This window comes from Actinoplanes sp. NPDC051537 (assembly GCF_055586105.1).
Map to the genome: position 1 here is coordinate 217158 of NZ_JBVJIU010000008.1, position 18811 is coordinate 235968.

Annotated in this window: 14 protein-coding genes; 3 read left to right on the forward strand and 11 right to left on the reverse strand. The window is 72.9% G+C overall.

What is annotated here, in order from left to right:
- Positions 1-2 precede the first annotated feature (2 nt).
- Both ACZ6TB_RS21240 and ACZ6TB_RS21245 read right to left on the reverse strand, forming a co-directional pair.
- Positions 3-2987, reverse strand: coding sequence for a LodA/GoxA family CTQ-dependent oxidase (locus ACZ6TB_RS21240; RefSeq protein WP_465556261.1), 2985 nt, complete (start codon positions 2985-2987; stop codon positions 3-5).
- A 70-nt stretch (positions 2988-3057) separates the two neighbouring features.
- On the reverse strand, positions 3058-4659 hold the full coding sequence (locus ACZ6TB_RS21245) for a S8 family peptidase (protein ID WP_465556262.1): 1602 nt from the start codon (positions 4657-4659) through the stop codon (positions 3058-3060).
- An 88-nt stretch (positions 4660-4747) separates the two neighbouring features.
- On the opposite strand from ACZ6TB_RS21245, the gene ACZ6TB_RS21250 reads away from it, so the two are divergent.
- Positions 4748-5767 (forward strand): NAD(P)/FAD-dependent oxidoreductase, encoded by a 1020-nt coding sequence (locus ACZ6TB_RS21250; protein ID WP_465556263.1) that lies wholly within the window; start codon positions 4748-4750, stop codon positions 5765-5767.
- Here the strand turns inward: ACZ6TB_RS21250 and ACZ6TB_RS21255 are convergent.
- Positions 5758-8709 carry a helix-turn-helix transcriptional regulator gene (locus ACZ6TB_RS21255; protein ID WP_465556264.1) on the reverse strand — a complete coding sequence of 984 codons (2952 nt, stop codon included), beginning with the start codon at positions 8707-8709 and terminating at the stop codon, positions 5758-5760. The two genes, ACZ6TB_RS21250 and ACZ6TB_RS21255, sit on opposite strands and share 10 nt — an antisense overlap.
- Positions 8710-8876: 167 nt before the next feature.
- On the opposite strand from ACZ6TB_RS21255, the gene ACZ6TB_RS21260 reads away from it, so the two are divergent.
- Positions 8877-9515 (forward strand): adenylate/guanylate cyclase domain-containing protein, encoded by a 639-nt coding sequence (locus tag ACZ6TB_RS21260; protein WP_465556265.1) that lies wholly within the window; start codon positions 8877-8879, stop codon positions 9513-9515.
- A 202-nt stretch (positions 9516-9717) separates the two neighbouring features.
- Here the strand turns inward: ACZ6TB_RS21260 and ACZ6TB_RS21265 are convergent, their stop codons facing one another.
- The 8 genes from ACZ6TB_RS21265 to ACZ6TB_RS21300 form a co-directional block, all read right to left on the reverse strand.
- Positions 9718-10911, reverse strand: a complete 1194-nt coding sequence (locus ACZ6TB_RS21265) for an ABC transporter permease (protein WP_465556266.1) — start codon at positions 10909-10911, stop codon at positions 9718-9720.
- Positions 10908-11558, reverse strand: coding sequence for an ABC transporter ATP-binding protein (locus tag ACZ6TB_RS21270; protein ID WP_465556550.1), 651 nt, complete (start codon positions 11556-11558; stop codon positions 10908-10910). Before ACZ6TB_RS21270 ends, ACZ6TB_RS21265 begins: the two co-directional genes overlap by 4 nt.
- Positions 11558-12553, reverse strand: a complete 996-nt coding sequence (locus ACZ6TB_RS21275; protein WP_465556267.1) for a peptidoglycan-binding protein — start codon at positions 12551-12553, stop codon at positions 11558-11560. Before ACZ6TB_RS21275 ends, ACZ6TB_RS21270 begins: the two co-directional genes overlap by 1 nt.
- Positions 12550-13026, reverse strand: a complete 477-nt coding sequence (locus ACZ6TB_RS21280) for a hypothetical protein (RefSeq protein WP_465556268.1) — start codon at positions 13024-13026, stop codon at positions 12550-12552. The genes ACZ6TB_RS21275 and ACZ6TB_RS21280 overlap by 4 nt, the downstream gene beginning before the upstream one ends.
- A 25-nt stretch (positions 13027-13051) precedes the next feature.
- Complete coding sequence (locus ACZ6TB_RS21285) at positions 13052-14128, reverse strand: HAMP domain-containing sensor histidine kinase (protein WP_465556269.1); 1077 nt, start codon at positions 14126-14128, stop codon at positions 13052-13054.
- The gene (locus ACZ6TB_RS21290; RefSeq protein ID WP_465556270.1) at positions 14125-14778 is read right to left on the reverse strand and encodes a response regulator transcription factor; all 654 of its coding nucleotides are present in this window, start codon (positions 14776-14778) and stop codon (positions 14125-14127) included. The genes ACZ6TB_RS21285 and ACZ6TB_RS21290 overlap by 4 nt, the downstream gene beginning before the upstream one ends.
- 62 nt (positions 14779-14840) lie before the next feature.
- On the reverse strand, positions 14841-15866 hold the full coding sequence (locus tag ACZ6TB_RS21295) for a chymotrypsin family serine protease (protein WP_465556271.1): 1026 nt from the start codon (positions 15864-15866) through the stop codon (positions 14841-14843).
- Between the two features lie 15 nt (positions 15867-15881).
- A complete protein-coding gene (locus ACZ6TB_RS21300; protein ID WP_465556272.1) occupies positions 15882-17858 on the reverse strand; it encodes a hypothetical protein in 1977 nt (658 codons plus the stop codon).
- 104 nt (positions 17859-17962) lie between these two features.
- Between ACZ6TB_RS21300 and ACZ6TB_RS21305 the strand changes: the two genes are divergently transcribed.
- Positions 17963-18808 (forward strand): MurR/RpiR family transcriptional regulator, encoded by an 846-nt coding sequence (locus ACZ6TB_RS21305; RefSeq protein WP_465556273.1) that lies wholly within the window; start codon positions 17963-17965, stop codon positions 18806-18808.
- The last annotated feature ends 3 nt before the right edge of the window (positions 18809-18811 follow it).

Here is an 18811-nt window from a genome sequence, read left to right on the forward strand (position 1 = left end):
TCTCAATGGGCGGCGCCGTGGCCCAGGAGCGTGTGGCGTGGGTGCTTGCTCACTTCCTCGGCCGACGAGGAGTAGAGCAGGTGCGGGACCTCGGCCGGCGTCGCCGGCTCGGGCTCGGGGGCGGCATCCGGCTTGGCCGCGGCCGCAAAGGCGTTCGGGGCGGCGGGCGGGGCGGCGGCCTCGGGCCGGGCCAGCGAGCGGATCCAGTCCTCCCAGTCGCCGCGCTCCTCCGGGGAGAACACGCGGTACATGTGGCCGCCGAAGTCCATCTGCTTGAGGAACGGGCTGTTCTCCGGGTCGCCGCGGACCACCTGGCCGCTCTTCACCAGCACGTCGAGCAGCTGGGACGGGTTGTCGAAGAGGTTGTTGGTCATGCCGCCGGACGGGAGCCCGCCGTGGTTGAGGCTGCCGTAGCGCTTCTTGTTGTCGATCATCTGCAGCACCCGCTCGCGCGCCCGGTCGGGGGACAGCAGGGTGTCGACGACGTCCTGGCCGAGCGTGCCGGTGACGCGGAAGGCCACGTAACCGTTCCAGATCCGCGCCCACTGCTGCTGGCGTACGTCCTCGTCGGAGAAACCGGCCAGGTAACGCTTCACCGCGCGTTTCGCGATCGCGCCGTGGCCGGTGTCGGCGTTGTCGATCGCCACGTGCAGCCGGTAGTACGTCGGATCGATCTCGAAGCGCTGGAGCAGGCGGGCGGTGGTGGCCAGCTCGACCGACTCCCACTCGAAGAACAGCGTCATGCCCAGCAGCTCGGGCAGGAACTGGTCGGTGAACTGGGAGACGACCAGCTGGAACAGCGGCAGCGTGAAGGCCGAGTCGAGCAGCTTGTCGTCCTGCGCGTACTCGATGCTGGTCAGCGGCGCCGTGTTGATGCCCACGCTGGACAGGGTCTGGGTGTAGATGTTCGCGTGGTTCTGCGCGGGATCGCCGGCGCCCACCTCGTCGACCCAGATCTGGGTGAGGAAGCCGGTGAGGTCGTCGATCGGGCCGACGGTGGCGACGTTGCGCAGCCACACGCCGTCGGTCTGGTTGAGCGGGCCGGACTGCCGCACCCGGTCGATCGCGTCGGCCCGGGTCTTGAACTGCCGGTCGTTCGCCGGGTCGTAGCGTCCGACCCGGTCGACCAGATCCTGGTAGATGCTGTCCAGGCGGGCGTCGAACGCCCGCTCCTCGAAGCGGAACGGCTTGAGCTCGGTGTCGACCATCGGGTCCTGCTGGTACGCCGCGGCGGCGTCCAGATAGCCGTGGGCGAGCCGGGCCGCGGTCGGCAGGAACTCCGGATATTTATGCAGGTTGAGCATGATGTGGAAGTAGTCGCGGTCGCGCAGCCCCGCGAACGGCGCCCGCTCGGTCTCCACGTGCACTCCGGTGTCGTCGGCGGCCGGCCTGACGAAACCGAGCTGCGACCATTCCTGGACCATCTCGCGGTGCCTCCTGTCGGCGCGCCGCCTAGCGTCCAGCGAGGTCGGCAACGAGTCCCCGATGCCGCGGTCCCAGCGCCAGCGCGGGAACGCGGTCGTGTTGATCGGCCGGCTCGGCGTGTTCCCGTCCGGGAACAGCGCCGACGTCACGGCCCGGTAGTCCTGGTCGACGATCACGTCGTCCGGGCGCTGCGCCGGCCACCAGAAGTGCCGGCAGTCGGTGAAGTCGGCCTGCCAGGGCACGGCCATCCGCTCGGTCATGCAGCCGGGTTCCATGTCGGCCCGGAACCGGAACTGCGCCGCGTACCGCTCGGGCTCCCGGCAGCGGCGGCTCATCTCGATGCCGGGGAAGAACGGCCCGCCCACGCACGACTCCATCGCCGCCCGGTCGAGCTGCTCGGGCACGGTCGGCGTCGCCGGGTCGGCGTCGCCCGCGGTGAAGTTGCCGTCGGCCCAGAGGGCGAGCCGCCGGTACTGCAGCGGGGTGACCGTGAACCAGGTGCCCGGGTTGCCCGTCGTCGCGGTGCCGTCGTCGCCGGAGAGCTGTGGCATGTAGGCGGCCGTCGCCTGCTTGATCGCCGTGGCCGCGTCGGCCTCCGACACCGGCTTCCGGATCACGGCGAAGACCCGCTTGCGCGCCTTCGCGCCCCGGTCGCCCGGGTCGCGCAGCTGCGCCAGGTGGTCGGGCTCGAAGAAGTCGCCGATGCGCTCGGCGCCGCGGCCCTCGTTGACGGCCCGCCGGTGGCCCCGGGTCGCCGACTGGTTGACCCACTGATAGCCCATGGCCCGTTCGAGCACCGGCACGACGTCGCGCTCGAACGACACCTCCTTGGGATCGAGGATCCAGCCGCGCTCGTACGCCGCCTGCTCGGCCACGTCGTAGAGGGTGACCAGGTTGCCGACCGCGGGCGCGAAGTCGGGCGGCGCCACCACGACCCAGGCCGGGTGCCGCACCTCGACCTCCTCGCCGCCGGTCAGCACCACGCGGGCGGTGACCGGGCCGTCCGAGGTGTCGTCGTGCCAGCCGTCGTTGTCGGCGAAGCTGGGCAGCGGCGCGTCGCCCGGCACCGAGGCCGAGTGACCGGCGCCGCCGAGCACGATCAGCCGGCCCTCGTCGTCGGTGCGCAGTTCGCCCAGCGGCACCGCGGCGCCGAGGAACGTGCCGGTGTCGGCGAGGACGCCGGCGGCCTGCTTCCCGGCGATGTCCCGCGGCCCCGGGTCGATGACCAGCTCGCCGCGACGTGCGTCGGGGACGTCGTTGTTACGCCGGCCCGACGAGGCGGCGAACCGGTCGGCCGCGCCCTTGCGGTTGACCAGGTGGACCGTCCAGGTGATCTCGGCGTCCTCGGCGGTGATCTCGCCGATCAGCTTCTTGTCCTGGTCGAATCCGAAGATCCGGAAGCGGGCGGCCTGCCGCTTCACCCGGCCGGCCTTGTCCTTGTAGGACGCCGGCTCCTCGTCCGAGCCCGGCGTCTCGGGCCCGAGGAAGTAGTCGTCGGGGCTGTCGCCGACCCTGGCCACGCCGACGGCGGGATGAATGGCGCAGTAGGCGAACTTGCTCATGCTGGACACCCTCACATCGCGGGTGCCGCGCGGACCTGGCAGATCTCCCAGTTCCGCGCGGCCGGAACCCTTAGGCGGTCTCGATCAGCGCGCCCCGGCGGGCCAGCGCGCGGCGTACGGCCTCGGCCGCGTTGACCCGGCCGAAACCGTACCGGTCGCTGTGGCCGTCGGCGTCGTACTCCCCCGCGTTGTCGTCGATCCGGTCGGCCGACTCCCGCAGCACGTCCTTGACCTCGTCCCAGCGCAGGCCGGGGTTGGCCGCCAGGATGAGCGCGACCACGCCGGCCACCCCGGGCGCGGCGCTGGACGTGCCGCCGAACGAGTTGGTGTAGTCGCCGGCCTCGTCGCCGAGCGTCTCGTCGCCCGAGTTGTAGCCCTCCCGGCCCTTGCGGTCGGTGGTCCAGATGCCGGGCGTACGGGATGGTGAGCCGTTGCTGCTCGGGAAGCTCACCCAGACCGCCTTGCCGAAATCGCTGTACCGGCTCTGCCGCCCCTGGTCGTTGCAGGCCGCCACCGCGATCACCTTCGGATAGCCGGCATAGCCGTCGTTGTCGACGCTCTCGGCGCCGTTCCCGGCCGCCCAGGTGATCACGCAGCCCTTGCCGCCCCGGCCGCGCTCGATCGCGTACTCGATCGCCAGCCGGGTGCTGTCCGGAAGCCGCACCACCTGGTTGTGCACCGGATCGGTCGGGTCCCACCAGCGCCCGTCGGACGGGCCCCAGCTGCACGAGATCACGTCGGCGCCGTGGTCGGCGGCCCAGACGAACGCGTCGGCCTCGTCCTGCGAGCCCAGCCCGGAGACCAGCCGCAGCGGCATGAGCCGGGCCGCGGGCGCCACCCCGGAGGCCTTGCCGACGCCGTCGGCGCAGGCCACGCCCGCGCAGGAGGTGCCGTGGTTGTCGCCCTCGCCCGGCCGCGGATCGTCGGACTTGGGCCGGCTGACCGAGCGCGGCGCGAGCACCTTGCCGGCCGCCGCGAACTCCTCGTGGTCGACGTCGACCCCGTCGTCGATCACGCAGATCACGGTGCCCTCACCCCGGGTGTCGGCCCAGGCCGCGACCACGTTGGCGTGGGCCACGATGTCCTGACCGCCGATCGTGGCCGGGCCGAGATGCCACTGCTGCGGGAACATCTGCCGGCGGTCGACCTCGCGGACCAGCTCGGGGTGGCAGAGGTCGACCTCGTCCCGATCGAGCAGATCCTCGGCCAGCGGGAACACGGCCCGGCCGATGCCCGCGGGCGCGCCCACGAAGTACGCGTTGGGCGCCGTCGCGACCGGGCGTTTGACCGTGAGGCCGGCGTCGTCGAGCAGCCGCAGGCACTCCTCGACCGGCAGGTCGTCGCGGAACTTCACGAAGAGGTTCTCGGTGTAGACGACCGGGGCGCCGAACTGATCGCGCAGGCCACGGCCGGCGAACTCGACCTCGGGATCCTCGTTGATCACGACGGCGAGCTGTTCGGCGGCCCCGATCGGCGCGCCGTAGACGCCGACGCCGGCCTCGGGAAACCCGAACAGCGGCGTCAGCCGGTCCTGCGCGGTGCGACTGGGTGACGACAGTGGAGAGACATCGTGCCGGGCGCCCCGGCGTACCGACCGGATGACCACCAGGTCTTCGTTGTCCTCGAGCTCCAGGCGGTATCCGGAGCTGCCACCGAATCGGCAGCTGAGCATGGCACGTACTCCTCTCGTCGAGCCCCCCTGCGAACACCCTGCTCATCGGCGGGTGTCGAGACAGCCTGATAAACGACACACTGGTGGCGTGAAAGCGACCCGAGTGGCGGTGCTGGGCGCCGGTCCGGCGGGCTCGGCCGCCGCGATCACGCTGATCCGGGCCGGCGCCGAGGTGACGCTGATCGATCCGCGGCCGGTCACCGGCTGGGAGCCGGGCGAGGGCCTGCCGGCGGCGGCCGGGGCGGTCCTGCGGGGGCTGGGCGTGCGGACGGACGGCCATCTGCGGTGCAGCGGGTTCCTTTCGAGCTGGGGTACGGAGGAGTTCCGGCCCGCCCTTCTCGACCCGCGCGGGCCTTCGTGGCAGCTGGACCGGGCCGCCCTCAACGACGCGTTGCGGGAAGCCGCCACCGCCGTCCTTCCCCGAAAGCTGGTCGGTTTGTCCCCTGGGACAAATTGGACACTAACTTTCGCCGACTCGCCCGAAATTTCGGTAGATTTCCTGGTCGACGCCACCGGTCGCGCGTCGGCGGTGGCACGCATGCTCGGCATTCGGCGCCGGGTCGACAGCAGCCTGGTCGGCATCGCGGCGCTGCTGGACGACCCCGACCCCGAGGACGCGGTGAGCATCGTCGAGGCGGTCCCGACCGGCTGGTGGTACGTCTCCCGCGTCCCCGGCGACAAGCTGGTGGCCGTGCTCTTCACCGACGCCGCGATCGCCGTCCGCGACCACCTCACCGAGCCGGGACCGTGGTCCGAGCTGCTGGGCGACACCAAGCACGCCGCGGCGCGGGTGGGCCGCCCACCTTCGCCCGTGCTGCGGACGGTGGCGGCCGGCAGCTCGGCACTCGAGGTCGCGGCCGGTCCCGGCTGGGTGGCGGCCGGGGACGCCGCCTGCGCGCACGAGCCGCTCTCCGCCCGCGGCCTGCACGACGCCCTGACCGGGGGCATCGCCGCGGCCGAGGCCCTGCTGAACGGCACGACCGGGGACTACGCCGCCACCATCGCCTCGGGATACCGCCGCTACCTCGACGAGCTGGCCTGGTTCTATCGCCAGGAGACCCGCTTTTCCGGTACGGAGTTCTGGGCCGCCCGCGCCGGTCAGACCTGATCCCCGCCGAGGTGCAGCCGGTGCGCGATCGCCGCCGCCTCCACCCGGTTCGCCGCGTTCAGCTTGCCGAGGATGTTCGACACGTGCACGCTCGCCGTGCTCTCGCTGATGAACAGCGCCCGGGCGATCTCCCGGTTGCGCCGTCCCTCCTTGAGCAGCGCCAGCACCTGCAGCTCCCGGTCGGTCAGGCGGAACGGGTGCTCGGGCTCGGCGTGCGGCGCCACGGCCGGCGCGCGCAGGTCGAGCCGGGCCCGGTCGGCCAGCGCGGTGATCTCGCGCAGCAGCACCCGGGCCTCGATCGACCGGGCGGCGTCGTACGCGGCCCGCAGCACCTCGCCGGCCCGGGCGTCCCGCCGGCGTACCAGCTCCTCGCCCTCCCGCCAGCGGGCGTAGGCGGCCGGATAGGGGCGTTCGAGCCGGTCCCAGCCCGAGGCCACCTCGTCCCATGCGTCCGGGTTCGGGTCACCGCCGAGCAGCCGGGCGAACTCGGCCTCGCCCATCGCCGCGTCCACCGCGGCCTCCGGGAACGACTTCTGCCGTACGCCCATCTGCCGCCACAGCTGCCGGACCCGCACGATGAAGTCCCCGCCGTGCCCCTCGATGTCCGATGTGTCCCGGCCGCGCGCCCGCAGCCGCTCGGCCTCGTCCGCCTCGATGCGCAGGCCGAGCACGCAGAGCGCCACCGTCTGCTGGTCGTCCCCGTGCGCGCCGACCACCTCGAGACCGGCCGCCACCTCGGCCCGCGCCGTGTCGTAGTCCTCCTGCCAGAGCGCGTGCGCCGCCGCGGCCGCCCGCACCAGCCCGTGGTCGAGCGGGTCCTCGTCGTGCTTGAGCTGCTCGAGCGCCTGTTTGAGCTGCTGGTCCGCCTCCTCGGGCCGGTCGCGGGCGGTGGCCAGCTCGGCCAGCACCACGAACGTCATCAGCGCCCGGGCCGCCGCGTGATGGCTGGCCAGCAGCCGGTCGGCGACCTCCTCGGCCTGTCCCCAGCGCCCGTTGCGCCACAGCACCAGCACGATCGAGTCGAGCATGTCGATCATCGGCGGGAACATCACGCCCAGGTCGGCGCCCCAGCGCAGCGCCTCCTCGGCGGTGGCCACCGCGTCCGACGACCAGCCGATGAAATCCAGGGCCAGGCAGAGATGGTTGTACGTGAGACAGATGCCCTCGACGTCGTCCTCGTCCCGGGCCACCCGCAGCGCGTCCCGCATCCGGCCGATGCCCTTCTCCGGCTCGCCGTGCATCGCGAAGTGCCAGCCCGACGTCTTGAGCCCGAGCACCTCCTCGCGGCGGCTGCCGGCCGATCGGGCCAGCGTCAGGGTCTCCTCCCAGAGCGGCGCCGAGTCGGGGTAGAGGCCGCGGATCGACAGCGAGTTGGCCAGGGCGGCGGTGACCCGGGCCCGCTCGGCGAGCGCGTCGCTGGTCGCGAGCAGGTGGTAGGCCTGGGTGAACGCCTTCAACGCCCGGGCGCCGTCGATCCGGTCGACATAGGTGCCCATCGCCTCGTGCAGGAGCGCCCGGGCGACCACGTCGTCCTTGGCCGTCGCCGCCAGGGCCTCCTCCACCAGGCGTACGGCCGCCTCGTGCTCGCCCGCGTCGTGCGCGCAGCGCGCCGCGGCCGCGAGCAGCTGCTGGTGATCGGCGTCGGTGTCGGCCGTGCCGTCCAGGTCGTCCCACAGCTCCAGCGCCCGGGTGTAGTAGGTGAGCCCGGCCCGGAACGCGCGCACCTCGGCCGCGGCCCGGCCGGCGGCGATCACCGCGGACAGCGCCCGCGGCAGGTCGCCGGTCGCCTCCCAGTGGTGGGCGACCACGGCCGTGGCCGACGAGCGTGGTCCGTCGCCGAGCTGCGGCCGCTCGGTCAGCGCGACCGCGACCAGGGAATGCAGCCGGGCCCGCTCGCCGGGCAGCAGGTCGGAGTAGACCGCCTCCTGGGCGAGCGCGTGGCGGAACCGGTAGGCGTCGCCCGAGTCGGCCAGCAGCACCCGGTTGCCGGCCAGCTCGCGCAGGGCCGCAAGCAGCGACTTCTCCGGCATCTCGGCGACCGTGGCGAGCAGCGGGTAGCCGACCCGGCGGCCGACCACCGAGCAGATCCGCAGCACCGCCTGAGCCTCGGGCGAGAACGTCGACACCCGCAGCAGCACCACGTCGCGCACCCGGGCCGGCACCTGCTCGCCGTCGCCGAGGCCGCGCGCCTCGAGCAGCTCCTCGGCGAAGAACGCGTTGCCGCCGGAGAGGTCGGCGATCCGGTCGACGGCCGTCGGCGGTAGCGCGGCCCCGGCCAGGTTGCTGAGCAGCACGCCCAGCTCGCCGGCGCCGAGCGGGGCGAGCGGCAGGTGGCTCATGAAGACGCCGCGCAGCAGCTCGACCAGGGCGGCGGGCAGCGGACCGGCGGCCGGCTCGTCGTCGCGGTAGGTCACCATCAGCAGCACCCGCTCGCGGCGCAGCGCCACGGTCAGGTAGCTGAGCAGGTCGAGCGTGGCCTGCTCGGCCCAGTGCACGTCCTCGATCACGAGCAGCACCGGCGCCTGCTCGGCGAGCTGCGCGAGCAGGGCGAGGAAGACGTCGAAGACCCGGGCCCCTGCCTCCGGGGGCGCGGCGGTGGAATCCGGCCAGAACATCTCGTCGAGCAGCGCGAACCGCGGCCCGGCCAGCTCGGCCAGGGAGGCGGCGGAACGGTCGCGCAGCAACCGGCGGAGGGCGTCGAGTATCGGGCCGTACGGCAGGCCCCCCGTACTGATGCGGACCGAAACGCCGGCCAGAACCTGACCGTCCTCGGCGACCACGTGCTCGATCCATTCCTGCACGAGGCGCGTTTTACCCACACCGGCCTCGCCGGAGATCAGGATGCCGGCGGCCTGTCCGTGACAGACGTCGCTCCACACCGCGCTGATCTCGCCGAGCTCAGCGTGCCGTCCGACCAAGGGCGAGGGTCGTCTCCGCCGCACGAGAACGGAGTATGCCAGGCGTGGCCAAACCCGGACATCCACTTTCCCGGCGGACCATTCCGACCGCATGTAAGTGAGCGGGTCGGCCGATCCTAGGCGTTTGTTGGACGGCAGGTTAAGGGCTCGGAGTCACCCTCATTGTCGGAAACCCAACAGGGAGGCCCATCATGATCGACCACATCGGACAATTCGGCGCCCCCACGCTTCTCCACGCGCCCCGGGACCGCAGTCCGGTCCCGGGTGCCGACCCCAACCGCCGCCAGGTCGCGGTGCTGTTCGCGGACATCTGCGGGTTCACCCGCCTGGTCGAGACCGTCGAGCCGGAGGCCGTCTACCGGATCGTCCGCCCGCTCCTGGACGACCTCGTCGACTGCGTCCACCGGCACGGCGGCGAGGTTCAGCAGGTGCTCGGCGACGGCTTCATGGCGGTCTTCGGGCTGCGCCGCTCGCCCCGGGACTCGCGCGGCGCCGAGACCGAGCGGGCGACCGAGGCCGGCTACGAGATGCTGCGGGCGACCGGGCCCGGCCGTCCCGAGGTGCACGTCGGCGTCGAGTCGGGTGAGGTGCTCGTCACACAGTCCTGGGAGCCGGCCACGTTCGGCGTCTGGGGCCGGGCGGTGAACCTCGCGCAGCGCATGTGCGGCGTGGCGGGACCGGGCGAGCTGGTGCTCGGGCCGCGCGCGTACGCGGACGCCGGCCACCTGGCCCCGCCGGCCACCGAGGCGCTGGTGCGGGTGCGGGGCGTGGCCGAGGCGGTGCCGGCCCATCGCATCACGCTCGAGCCGGCCCTGCCGATGGCGGCATGAGATCCCTTCCCCGAGCCGGGCGCGCCACGGGGGCGCGCCCGGCTCGCCGGGGTGAGGCCCCCGGCTCCCCGGCCCCGGCTCCCTGGCCCCCGGCTCCCCCGGCCCCCGGCTCCCCGGCCCCCGGCTCCCTGGCCCCCGGCTCCCTGGCCCCCGGCTCCCTGGCCCCCGGCTCCCCGCGGCTGGGCCGGTGCGGCTCGCCGGGTCAGGTCGGTGCGCCCAGGGCCTCGGTGGGCGGGAGGCCGGCCGCGCGCATCGCCGGGTAGATCCCCGCGAGACCGCCGATGACCACGGTGGCGGCCACCCCGCCCGCCATCGCCCAGAACGGCACCACGGTCGTCCAGCCCTGGACGGTCGCGTAGGCCGCGGTGATGGCGGCCCCGAGCACCACGCCGCCGGCGCCGCCGAGCAGCGCGAGCAGCAGCGCCTCGGCCAGGAACTGGGTGCGGATCTGGCCGCGGGTGGCGCCGAGCGAGCGGCGCAGGCCGATCTCGCCGCGGCGCTCGAGCACCGAGATGACCATCGTGTTGGCCACCCCGACGCCGCCGACCAGCAGCGCCACCGCGCCGAGGCCGAGCAGCAGCGCGCCGAGGGTCTTGTCGGTCTCGCGCTTGGCCGCCAGCACGTCGGAGGGGCGCGAGACGGTCACGTCGCCGGGGCTCTCCGGGTTGGCGGTGGCGCCCAGCAGCGGCTGCACGGTCGTCACGTCCGCCTCCCGGGCGCGGGTGTAGACGGTCGTCGGGTAGCCGTCGAAGGACAGCTCGGCCTCGGCCTCGGGCCAGCCGACGTACGCGCCGTAGTCGATGTCGGGCACCAGCTCGTTGGCCGCGAGGACGCCGACCACGGTGAACCAGCGGTTACCGAGCCACACCTGGTCGCCGGCCCGGGACACGGCCAGCCGGTTCGCCGCCGCCCAGCCGAGCACGACGGCCGGGTAGCGACCGGTCGCGGCGGTGAGCCAGGCGCCGGCCACGGGATGCGCGCCGACCACCGCCGGCAGGTCGGCGCGCGCGGCGTAGACGATGATGCCGCCGGTCTGCTGGACCGGGATGTGGTCGTTGCGGTAGGCGTGGGCGTCGGTGGCGCCGACGGCCGAGACCCCCTCGACGCCGGGCATCGCGGCGATCATCGGGATCGCGGTGTCCGGCAGGTGCACCCGCTCGTCGCCGATCGACTGCCCGGGCGCGACGGTCAGCAGGTTGGTGCCGAGCGCGCTCAGGCGGCGGTTCAGCTCGTACGTCGATGAGGTGGAGATGCCGACCACGCCGATCATCGCCGCGATGCCGATGGCGATGCCCAGCGCCGACAGGAACACCCGCAGCGGCCGGGACCGGAGGCCGAAGCCGCCCACCCGGACGACGTCGGCGAGCGGCATCCGTTCCGGCGTGAGCGCGCTCATGCCGTCACCCGCCCGTCCCGCAGCCGCACCTCGCGCGGGAGGGAGGCCGCCACGTCCCGGTCGTGCGTGATGATCACGACGGTCGTCCCGCCGGCGTGCAGCTCGCGCAGCAGCGCCATGACCGTCTCCCCGGAGCGCGAGTCGAGGTTGCCGGTGGGCTCGTCGGCCATCAGCAACGGCGGGTCGCCGAGCACCGCCCGGGCGATCGCCACCCGCTGCTGCTCGCCGCCGGAGAGCTCGTGCGGGCGGTGCCGCAGGCGGTGACCGAGGCCGACCCGGCGCAGCGCCCGCTCGGCCGCCTGCCGGCGAAACCCGCGCGGGCGGCCGGCGTAGAGCAGGCCGTCGGCCACGATGTCGATCGCCGGCACGCCGCGGGCGAGGTGGAACTGCTGGAAGACGAACCCGATGGTGCGGGCCCGCAGCGCCGACAGCTCCCGATCGGTGAGCGTGCTCACCTCGTACCCGTCAATGCGCAGTGTGCCTTTTGTCGGTCGATCGAGCGTGCCCATGATGTTGAGCAGAGTCGACTTGCCGGAGCCGGACGGCCCGACGACGGCCAGCAGCTCGCCGCGCCCGATCCTGAGGTCCGTCTCGCGCAGTGCCACGATATTTCCGTACGACTTGGACACGCCCTCGAGCTCGACGATCATCGCGGCACCTCCACGGCCAGCCCGGCCGCTACGCCGGACACCTCCACATAGCCGTCCGCGAACATCCCCGTCTTGACCGGGACATACCGGCCGCTCGCCACCACCGCGTACCCGCCGCCGGGCCGTGCCACCAGGGCGGTGATCGGCACCGCGAGCACACCCTTGCGGGCCTCGGCGGACAGCGTGACCGTGACTTGCGCCGCCGGGGCGAGCTTCGCCGCCGGCGCCAGGGCCAGCTCGACCGGCGTGGTCCCCTTGGCGCCCTCCGCGCCGACCGCGGTGATCCGGGCCGCCACCTTCGCGCCGTCCGGCAGCTCGACGGTCGCCTTCGCTCCGACCGCGGCCAGGTCCGCGTAGTCGGTGTCGAGGTCGGCCGTGACGACCCGGGTGGCGCCGGTCCACCGCAGCACGACCCCGGCCGCGGGCGAGCCCGGTTCGGCGGTGAGCTCGGCGACGCGACGTGCCCCCGATGACACCACGGCGTCGCCCGGCCGCACCTCGCCGGTCCGCTCCCGGCCCAGGTCGCGCTGCCACTTCCGCACCGCCCCGGCGGTGGCCGCGGTGAACTCGCCGTCGGCCGTGAACCCGGCGTAGCCGAGGGCCGCGAGGTTGCGTTCGAGCTGGCGCACGTCGTCGCCCTTCCGGCCGGCCGACAGCGTCCGGTAGATCGGGATCGCGCCGTACAGCAGCGGGACCCGGCGCTGGTCGACGCGGTAGACCGGGTCGCCGCGGGCGATGACGTCGCCGGCCCGCGGCAGCCAGGTGATCATGCCGGTTGCCGAGGTGGCCTGGACCGTCGAGACATCGCCGTACCCGAGAGTGCCGGTGACGGTCTCGGTGCGGGTCAGCGTGCGCCTCTCCACGGTGGCGGTCGCCGGCATCGTGCTCGCCTCGCCGGCCGGCGCCGGGTCGCGACGGCCGAGCAGGCCGGTGCCCGTGGCCAGGACTCCCGCGGCGGCCACCGCGACGATCAGGACGCCGCGGCGGCTCACTGGTACTCCGCCTTCACGGCGCCGCCCGGCGAGCGGGACGCGCACGCCTCCTGCGCCTTGAGGTACACGGCCTCGGTGATGCCGGTCCCCTGGAATTTCAGCGTCAGGGAATTGCCGCTCACCTCCGGGTCGGGGAATTTCGGGAGTTTCCCGCGCATGCAATTCGTCCAGTCCAGGACCTTCGTGGAATCGAGCGTTCCGCCGGCGTCGGCCGCACCCTGCGGCATCTTGTCACGGCAGGCCACGAGCGCCTTTTTCCCGGCCGGCGAATCGAGCAGGCGGCCGCCGTTGTCGTCGATGCCGCTGCCGTGCCGCTGCGGGTCGGGGTAATCCGGGATCCCGTTCGCACGCAGGCACTTCGCGTAGTTCAGCGCCTGCTCGTAGTCTTTCGCCGAGCCCGGATTCGTACCGGAATCATGTCCGCACCCGGCAATCGCCACAATGATCAGAAAGGCGATCCTGTTGGTTTTCATGCATTAGGTTGTACGCCCCGACCGGTCACACCACGGGCACAAGAAAGCGCACTCGCACGTCGAGCCCGCCGGCCGGCCGCGCCGTTACGAGCAGATCCGCGGAATGGGCCGCGGCGATCGACTGCACGATGGACAGACCGAGGCCGTGGTGACCGTCGTCGCCGGTCCGGTCGAGCCGCTGGAACGGATGGAGCAACCGGTCGACCATCTCCGGCGGCACGACCGGCCCGGTGTTCACCACCGACAGGACCGACCCGCCCGTCGTCACCTCCACCCGGCCGCCCGGGACGTTGTAGCTGATCGCGTTGTCGATCAGGTTCGCCACCAGCCGCTCGACCAGGACCGGATCGCCGGTGATCGGCGCGGGCGCGAGATCGGCCGCGACGGTCAGGCCACCGACCGACCGCAGCGCCGCGCCGGCGACGGCGGCCAGGTCGACCTCCTCGCGGCGGTCCAGGCCGCGCTCGCTGGTCGCCAGCACCAGCAACGACTCGAGCAGCCGGGCCTGCTGCTCGCTCACGATCATCAGCTCGCCGAACTGGGCGCGGAACGAGTCGGCGGTCGCCTCCGGGTCGAGCACGGCCTCCTCGAGCAGGGCGTGCTCCAGCGTCAGCGGCGTACGCAGCTCGTGCGCGGCGTTGGCAACGAACCGCTTGTGCGAGTCGAGCGCCGACTCCAGCCGGCCGAGCAGCCCGTCGATGGTGTCGGCGAGGTTCTTGAGCTCGTCGCCCGGCCCGGCCACGGCCAGCCGCTCGTGCACGTTGCGCGCCTCGATGTGCCGGACACGGTCGGTCATCGTCCGCAGCGGCCGCAGCACCCGCCCGGCGACCAGCCACCCGAGCGCGGCCGAGGCGACCGCCATGATCGCGAGCGCCAGCGCCGACCGGGTGAGCAGCTGGTGCATGATCTCCGCTCGCTGATCCCGGATGTCCGTCACGTACGTGCTGAAGATCTGCCCGCCGTCGGCCGACAAGCTGCGCTCGGCGATCGTGGTGCGGCTACCGCTGTTCGTGACCAGCACATAGGTGATCGCCAGCAGCACGGCACCCGAGATCAAGAAGAGCAGGCCGTAGAGAAGGGTCAGCCGCAGCCGTACGGTCATATTCGATATCCCCCACGAGGGACGGTCTCGATCACCGGCGGTTCGCCGAGCTTCGAGCGCAGCCGATTCATCGTCGCCTTGACGGTCGTGGTGAACGGGTCGGCGTCCCCGTCCCACACCCGCTCCAGCAGCTCCTCGGCGCTCACCACCCGGCCTTGCGCCGCGAGCAGGCATTCGAGGACGGCCAGCTCCTTGGGATTGAGCGCGAGCTTCACCCCCGCCCGGGTAGCGACGCGCCGCCCCGGATCAAGCGCAAGGTCCCCGCTGCCCAGCACCGGCGGGACCGCGGGTTGCGCCCGGCGCCCAAGCGCCCGGATGCGGGCAACCAGCTCCGGGTAGGCGAACGGCTTGGGCAGATAGTCGTCGGCCCCCAGCGTGAGCCCCGCAACCCGATCGGCGACGGTTCCGGCCGCCGTGAGCATGAGAACTTTGGTCCGCGAGGGTTCCCGCATGAGCCGCCGGCAGACCTCGTCGCCATGAACACCCGGCAGATCCCGGTCGAGAATCACCACGTCGTATTCGGTCTCGGCGGCCCGCTCGAGCGCCGCCACCCCGTCATGAGCAACGTCAACGGCCATCCCGTCGCGCCGCAGAACCCGAGCAACCGACCCGGCGAGCCGCACGTGATCCTCGACCACCAGGACTCTCATCCGCCTCCCCTGACGTCGTCGCCAGCCTACGGCGCCCCGGGTCACATGCCCGTCACACCTCGTCAGGGGATGACGACCGCCTTGAAGTGCGCGGTCAGTGCGTCGATGTCCTGCACGTAGGACAGGGCCGTCGCGCATCCGCCGATGGCCTTCGCGGCGCCGGCGACAATGCCGATGACGTCGCCGGCGGTCGTCACGATCGCCGCGCCGGAGTCCCCGGGCACGGTGAAGTCGCCGGCGGGCGTGGCGACCGTGTAGCAGTCACGCCAGGCGCTCGTGGACGTCGCCACCCAGGTGGCGTACCCGACCACCGAGCCCGAGCTGCCGGGTTTCCCGCACTGCCGTACGGCCGCGAGATGCCCGGCCCGGCCGGATACGCCCACGCCGGTGAGCGGGCTCGGGAAGGGCCCGATGATCGCCGCGTCGACGGCACCGACGAGCGCCTTGCCGAGCCCCTGAATGCCGGCCGGCACGTTCCACCGCAGGACGGAGACCGTCGTCGGCCCGGGCAGATCGACGGTGTTGTGCGCCGGGTCGTCTACGCAGTGCCCGGCGGTGAGGAAACCCTGCACCTGGGCGCCGCCGGCGTCGGCGTAGCTGACTGGGGGCCCGAGTCTGCCCTCGTTCCGCGGGATTCCGGCGGCCGCCGACGGATACGAGATCTTGTCGCCCGGCGCGTGCCGCTGCGGCCGTGGCGGCAGCGAGGCCCGGAACACGGCGCTGGGCGGCAACTCGAACCCGAGCAGGTAGCGGAGGCGGTCCCGCGCCCAGTCCGCCTGGTACGCGAAGAGCCATGGCTCGCCGGGTTGGTGCTCCCGGAAGTCGCGGTCCAGCCAGGCCGGATCCAACAGCAGTTGGAGGCGCAACCCGGCCCGGAACCCGGGCTCGGTGACCGCGAAGGTGCCACCGGCACCGTAGATGCCCCAGTGATCCCCGATCAGTAAGCCGACGCATGCGGCGTCCGAGGGCAGGCGCTTGGAACCGACCGGCGTGGGCGGCAGGCCGTCGATCGAGCGGAGCACCTTGTCGGCCAGCCACTCCACCTCGCTCGCGAGCAACGCCGGTCCCGCGTAGTTCGTCAGCGGCATGCGCCTCTCCTCGTCTCAGGCCGGATGGGGTCCCGGTTGGCCGCCGACCCGGTTGACCAGGTCGGTGATCAGGCCGTAGATGACCTTGATGCCCTCGGCCGTCGCCGCGCCCCACAGCAGCGCGGTCAGGTAGTCACCGGGCGCGCCCCAGGTGGGGTTCGTCAGGTACAGCGCGACCATGCCGGAGCCGACGGCGAGGGCGGCGGCGATGACCCCGATCGCCCAGTCGTCGGCGGACGTGGCCGAGCGCAGGCGCGCCACGTCGGAGGCGGTCACGGTGATCAGCTTCTCGTCATCGATCGCCGCCGGCGCGTCCTCGATGGACGCCCCGGCGAGCGCTTCGAGCCCCTCGGTGCCACCCGCAACACCCGTCTGCGGAGTGGCGGCCACACCGGCTTTCTGGAGCTCCTCCCTCAGGGCGTCGGCTTTGGTGATCACGTTGGCCAGGGATTCGACACTGTCCGCCCGCAGGAGGGCCCCGGCGAGTTGCCGCCACCGCCGCAAAAGCGTCGCGTCTCCGAGCTCACGGATCAGCCGCGCCGGTTCCTGGAGCGCCTTCGCCGCGTCGAACGACCGGTCCGCCAGGGCCTGGGCCGACTTGATCTGCTCGGCCCGTTCCGTCACCTCCGTCAGGGCGGCGTCGGGCGTCCCGTCGCCGAGCTCGAGCTGCTTCCTCGTCACCAAGGCCCACGGCCCCGGCCAGTCCCGGTCCGGGATGCCGGGGAACAGCGCACACAGCTCCTCCCGGCGCCGGCCGAGCCGCTCCGCCCGACCGCGCTCGGCCTCGAACCGGCCGGTCAGCGTCCACAGCCCGGCGACCGTGGCCGCGGCCTCCGCGAGATCGTCCTTCGCGGTCTCTTCGGCCTCCGCGAGCAACCGAGCGGCGAACTCGCCGAGGCCGAGGTAGGCCGGCCCCCACGGCTTCCCGGCGGCCTTCTTCCGCCAGGCGCCCTCCTGCTGCGTGACATCGCGGCGCAGCTTCGCCACCGACAGCCGGTACGCCCCGCGCTCGCGACGCCAGGTGTAGTACACGTTGACGAGGAGACCGACCAGCACGCCGATGGCGACGGCCAGCAACGCGTACGGCCACCAATCCCGCACCCGCACGGTGAGCTTCACGTCCCCGCCCTGCGCCGTCGGCCGGACGTCCACGGTGCCCGAGTAGGAGCCGGCCGCCGTCAGCGAGTCGACCGTCAGCTCCTGATTCTTCGCGGTCGCCCGGCCGGCATAGCCGCGGTCGCTCACGACGCTCGCCGACTGTCCCTTCCCCGTCGCGGGCGGCCAGATCGACGTCGTCCACGGCGCCACCGCTTTCCCGTCCCGGGCGGCGTCGGTGAGGGCGGTAAGGGCGGCGCCACCGAAGACGAGGGCCGCGACCGACGCCGCGACCGTGACGATGGCCGCGGTGAGCTGCCACCACTGGCGGCCCTTCTTCCGGAATTGCCGGTAGCCCAGGAGGCACAGCACCACGACGACGACCGAAACGACGAGCCCGGGCCACCACCAGGTCGGGACGGGGCGGAACAGCGACGGGACGAACGAGATCAGCGGCAGGGAGAGCGTCTCGAACGTGCCGACGACCAGGGCACCGGAGGGGACGGCGCCGCCGACGAGCCGGACATCGCGGCGCTGCAGGGTGCCGTCCTCGCCCACCAGGGTCACCGTGCCCTCGGCCGGCAGCGCGGCCGGATCGACCGCGAGCGTGAACCGTCCGGTACCGGGTGGCACGGACCGCCCGGGTGAGTCGGTGACGGTCACGAACTCGGCGGCCGGGCCGGAGACGGCGAGGGTCAGTTTTGCCGCCGCCGCGGACGCGTTCGCCACCTCGACCGGGACCGTGGCCGGATACGGGTCGGCGGAGAGATCGACGACGAGCGGCCCGTCGTCCAGAAAACTCCCCGCGGCCGCGGCGGCAGCCGCGGTCGGCGCCACGATGGCCGCCAGGAGCAGACACCCGGCGAGGGACAGGACGAGTCGCGATACCCGTCGCACGCCCCGACGCTACGCCCGCCCCGTCGCGCACCCCATCCGCCTGTCGGATGTGCGAACTCGTCACATGGGTTCCCGTTGAAAGTTTTTATGCATAAGCTGCTGTGGTGAATGGCGACACGGCACGGGCGCTCGTTGAGCTCTTTGGTGGGGCTCGACTGACGCCCACCCAGCGCCGCATCGCGCACAGCCTGGTCGAGCATGCGGCCAAGGCCGCCTATCTCTCCGCGGCCGAGGTGGCCGACCTCGCCGGCGTCAGCCAGCCTTCCGTCACGCGGTTTGCGATGGCGCTCGGCTACGAGGGCTACCCGGCACTGCGGCGGCAACTGCGGGAGCTGACCGGCGAGGCGCCCGACGCGAGCGGCGCGGCGGGCGAGAAGAACGCCATGCAGCTTGCCGTACGGGCCGAGGCCGACCACCTCGGGCGGCTGCACGATCAGCTGGCTCGGCTGGACGACGTGCACCGGGCCGCGGAGCTGCTGATCGGGTCGCGGCCGCTGCCGGTGCTGGGACTGCGGGCGGCGGCGCCGCTGGCCGGGTATTTCGGGTACTTCGCGGCGAAGGTGCTGCCGGACGTGCGGGTTCTCGACACCGGCGGCACGAACCTGCTCGATCGACTCGATCAGGCGAAAACCGCGGGCGCCGATGCGATGCTGGCCATGGTGCTTCCGCGCTATCCGCGTGAGTCGCTCGAGGCGGTCGCCGAGGCCAAGCGGGTGGGGATGGCGGTCGTGGCGATCACCGACTCGGTGGTGAGCCCGGTGGCCGATGTGGCCGACGTGGTGCTGCCGGCCGCGGTCGGCACGCAGCTCGTGTTCGATCTGCACACCGGGCCGATGGCGATGGCCATGGTGTTGCTTCAGGCGATGTGCGACGCGGCGCCGGAACCGGTTCAGCGCCGGCTGGAGGAGTTCGAGGCGACGGCCGCACGGCGGCATGTTTTCACGGCATAGGAG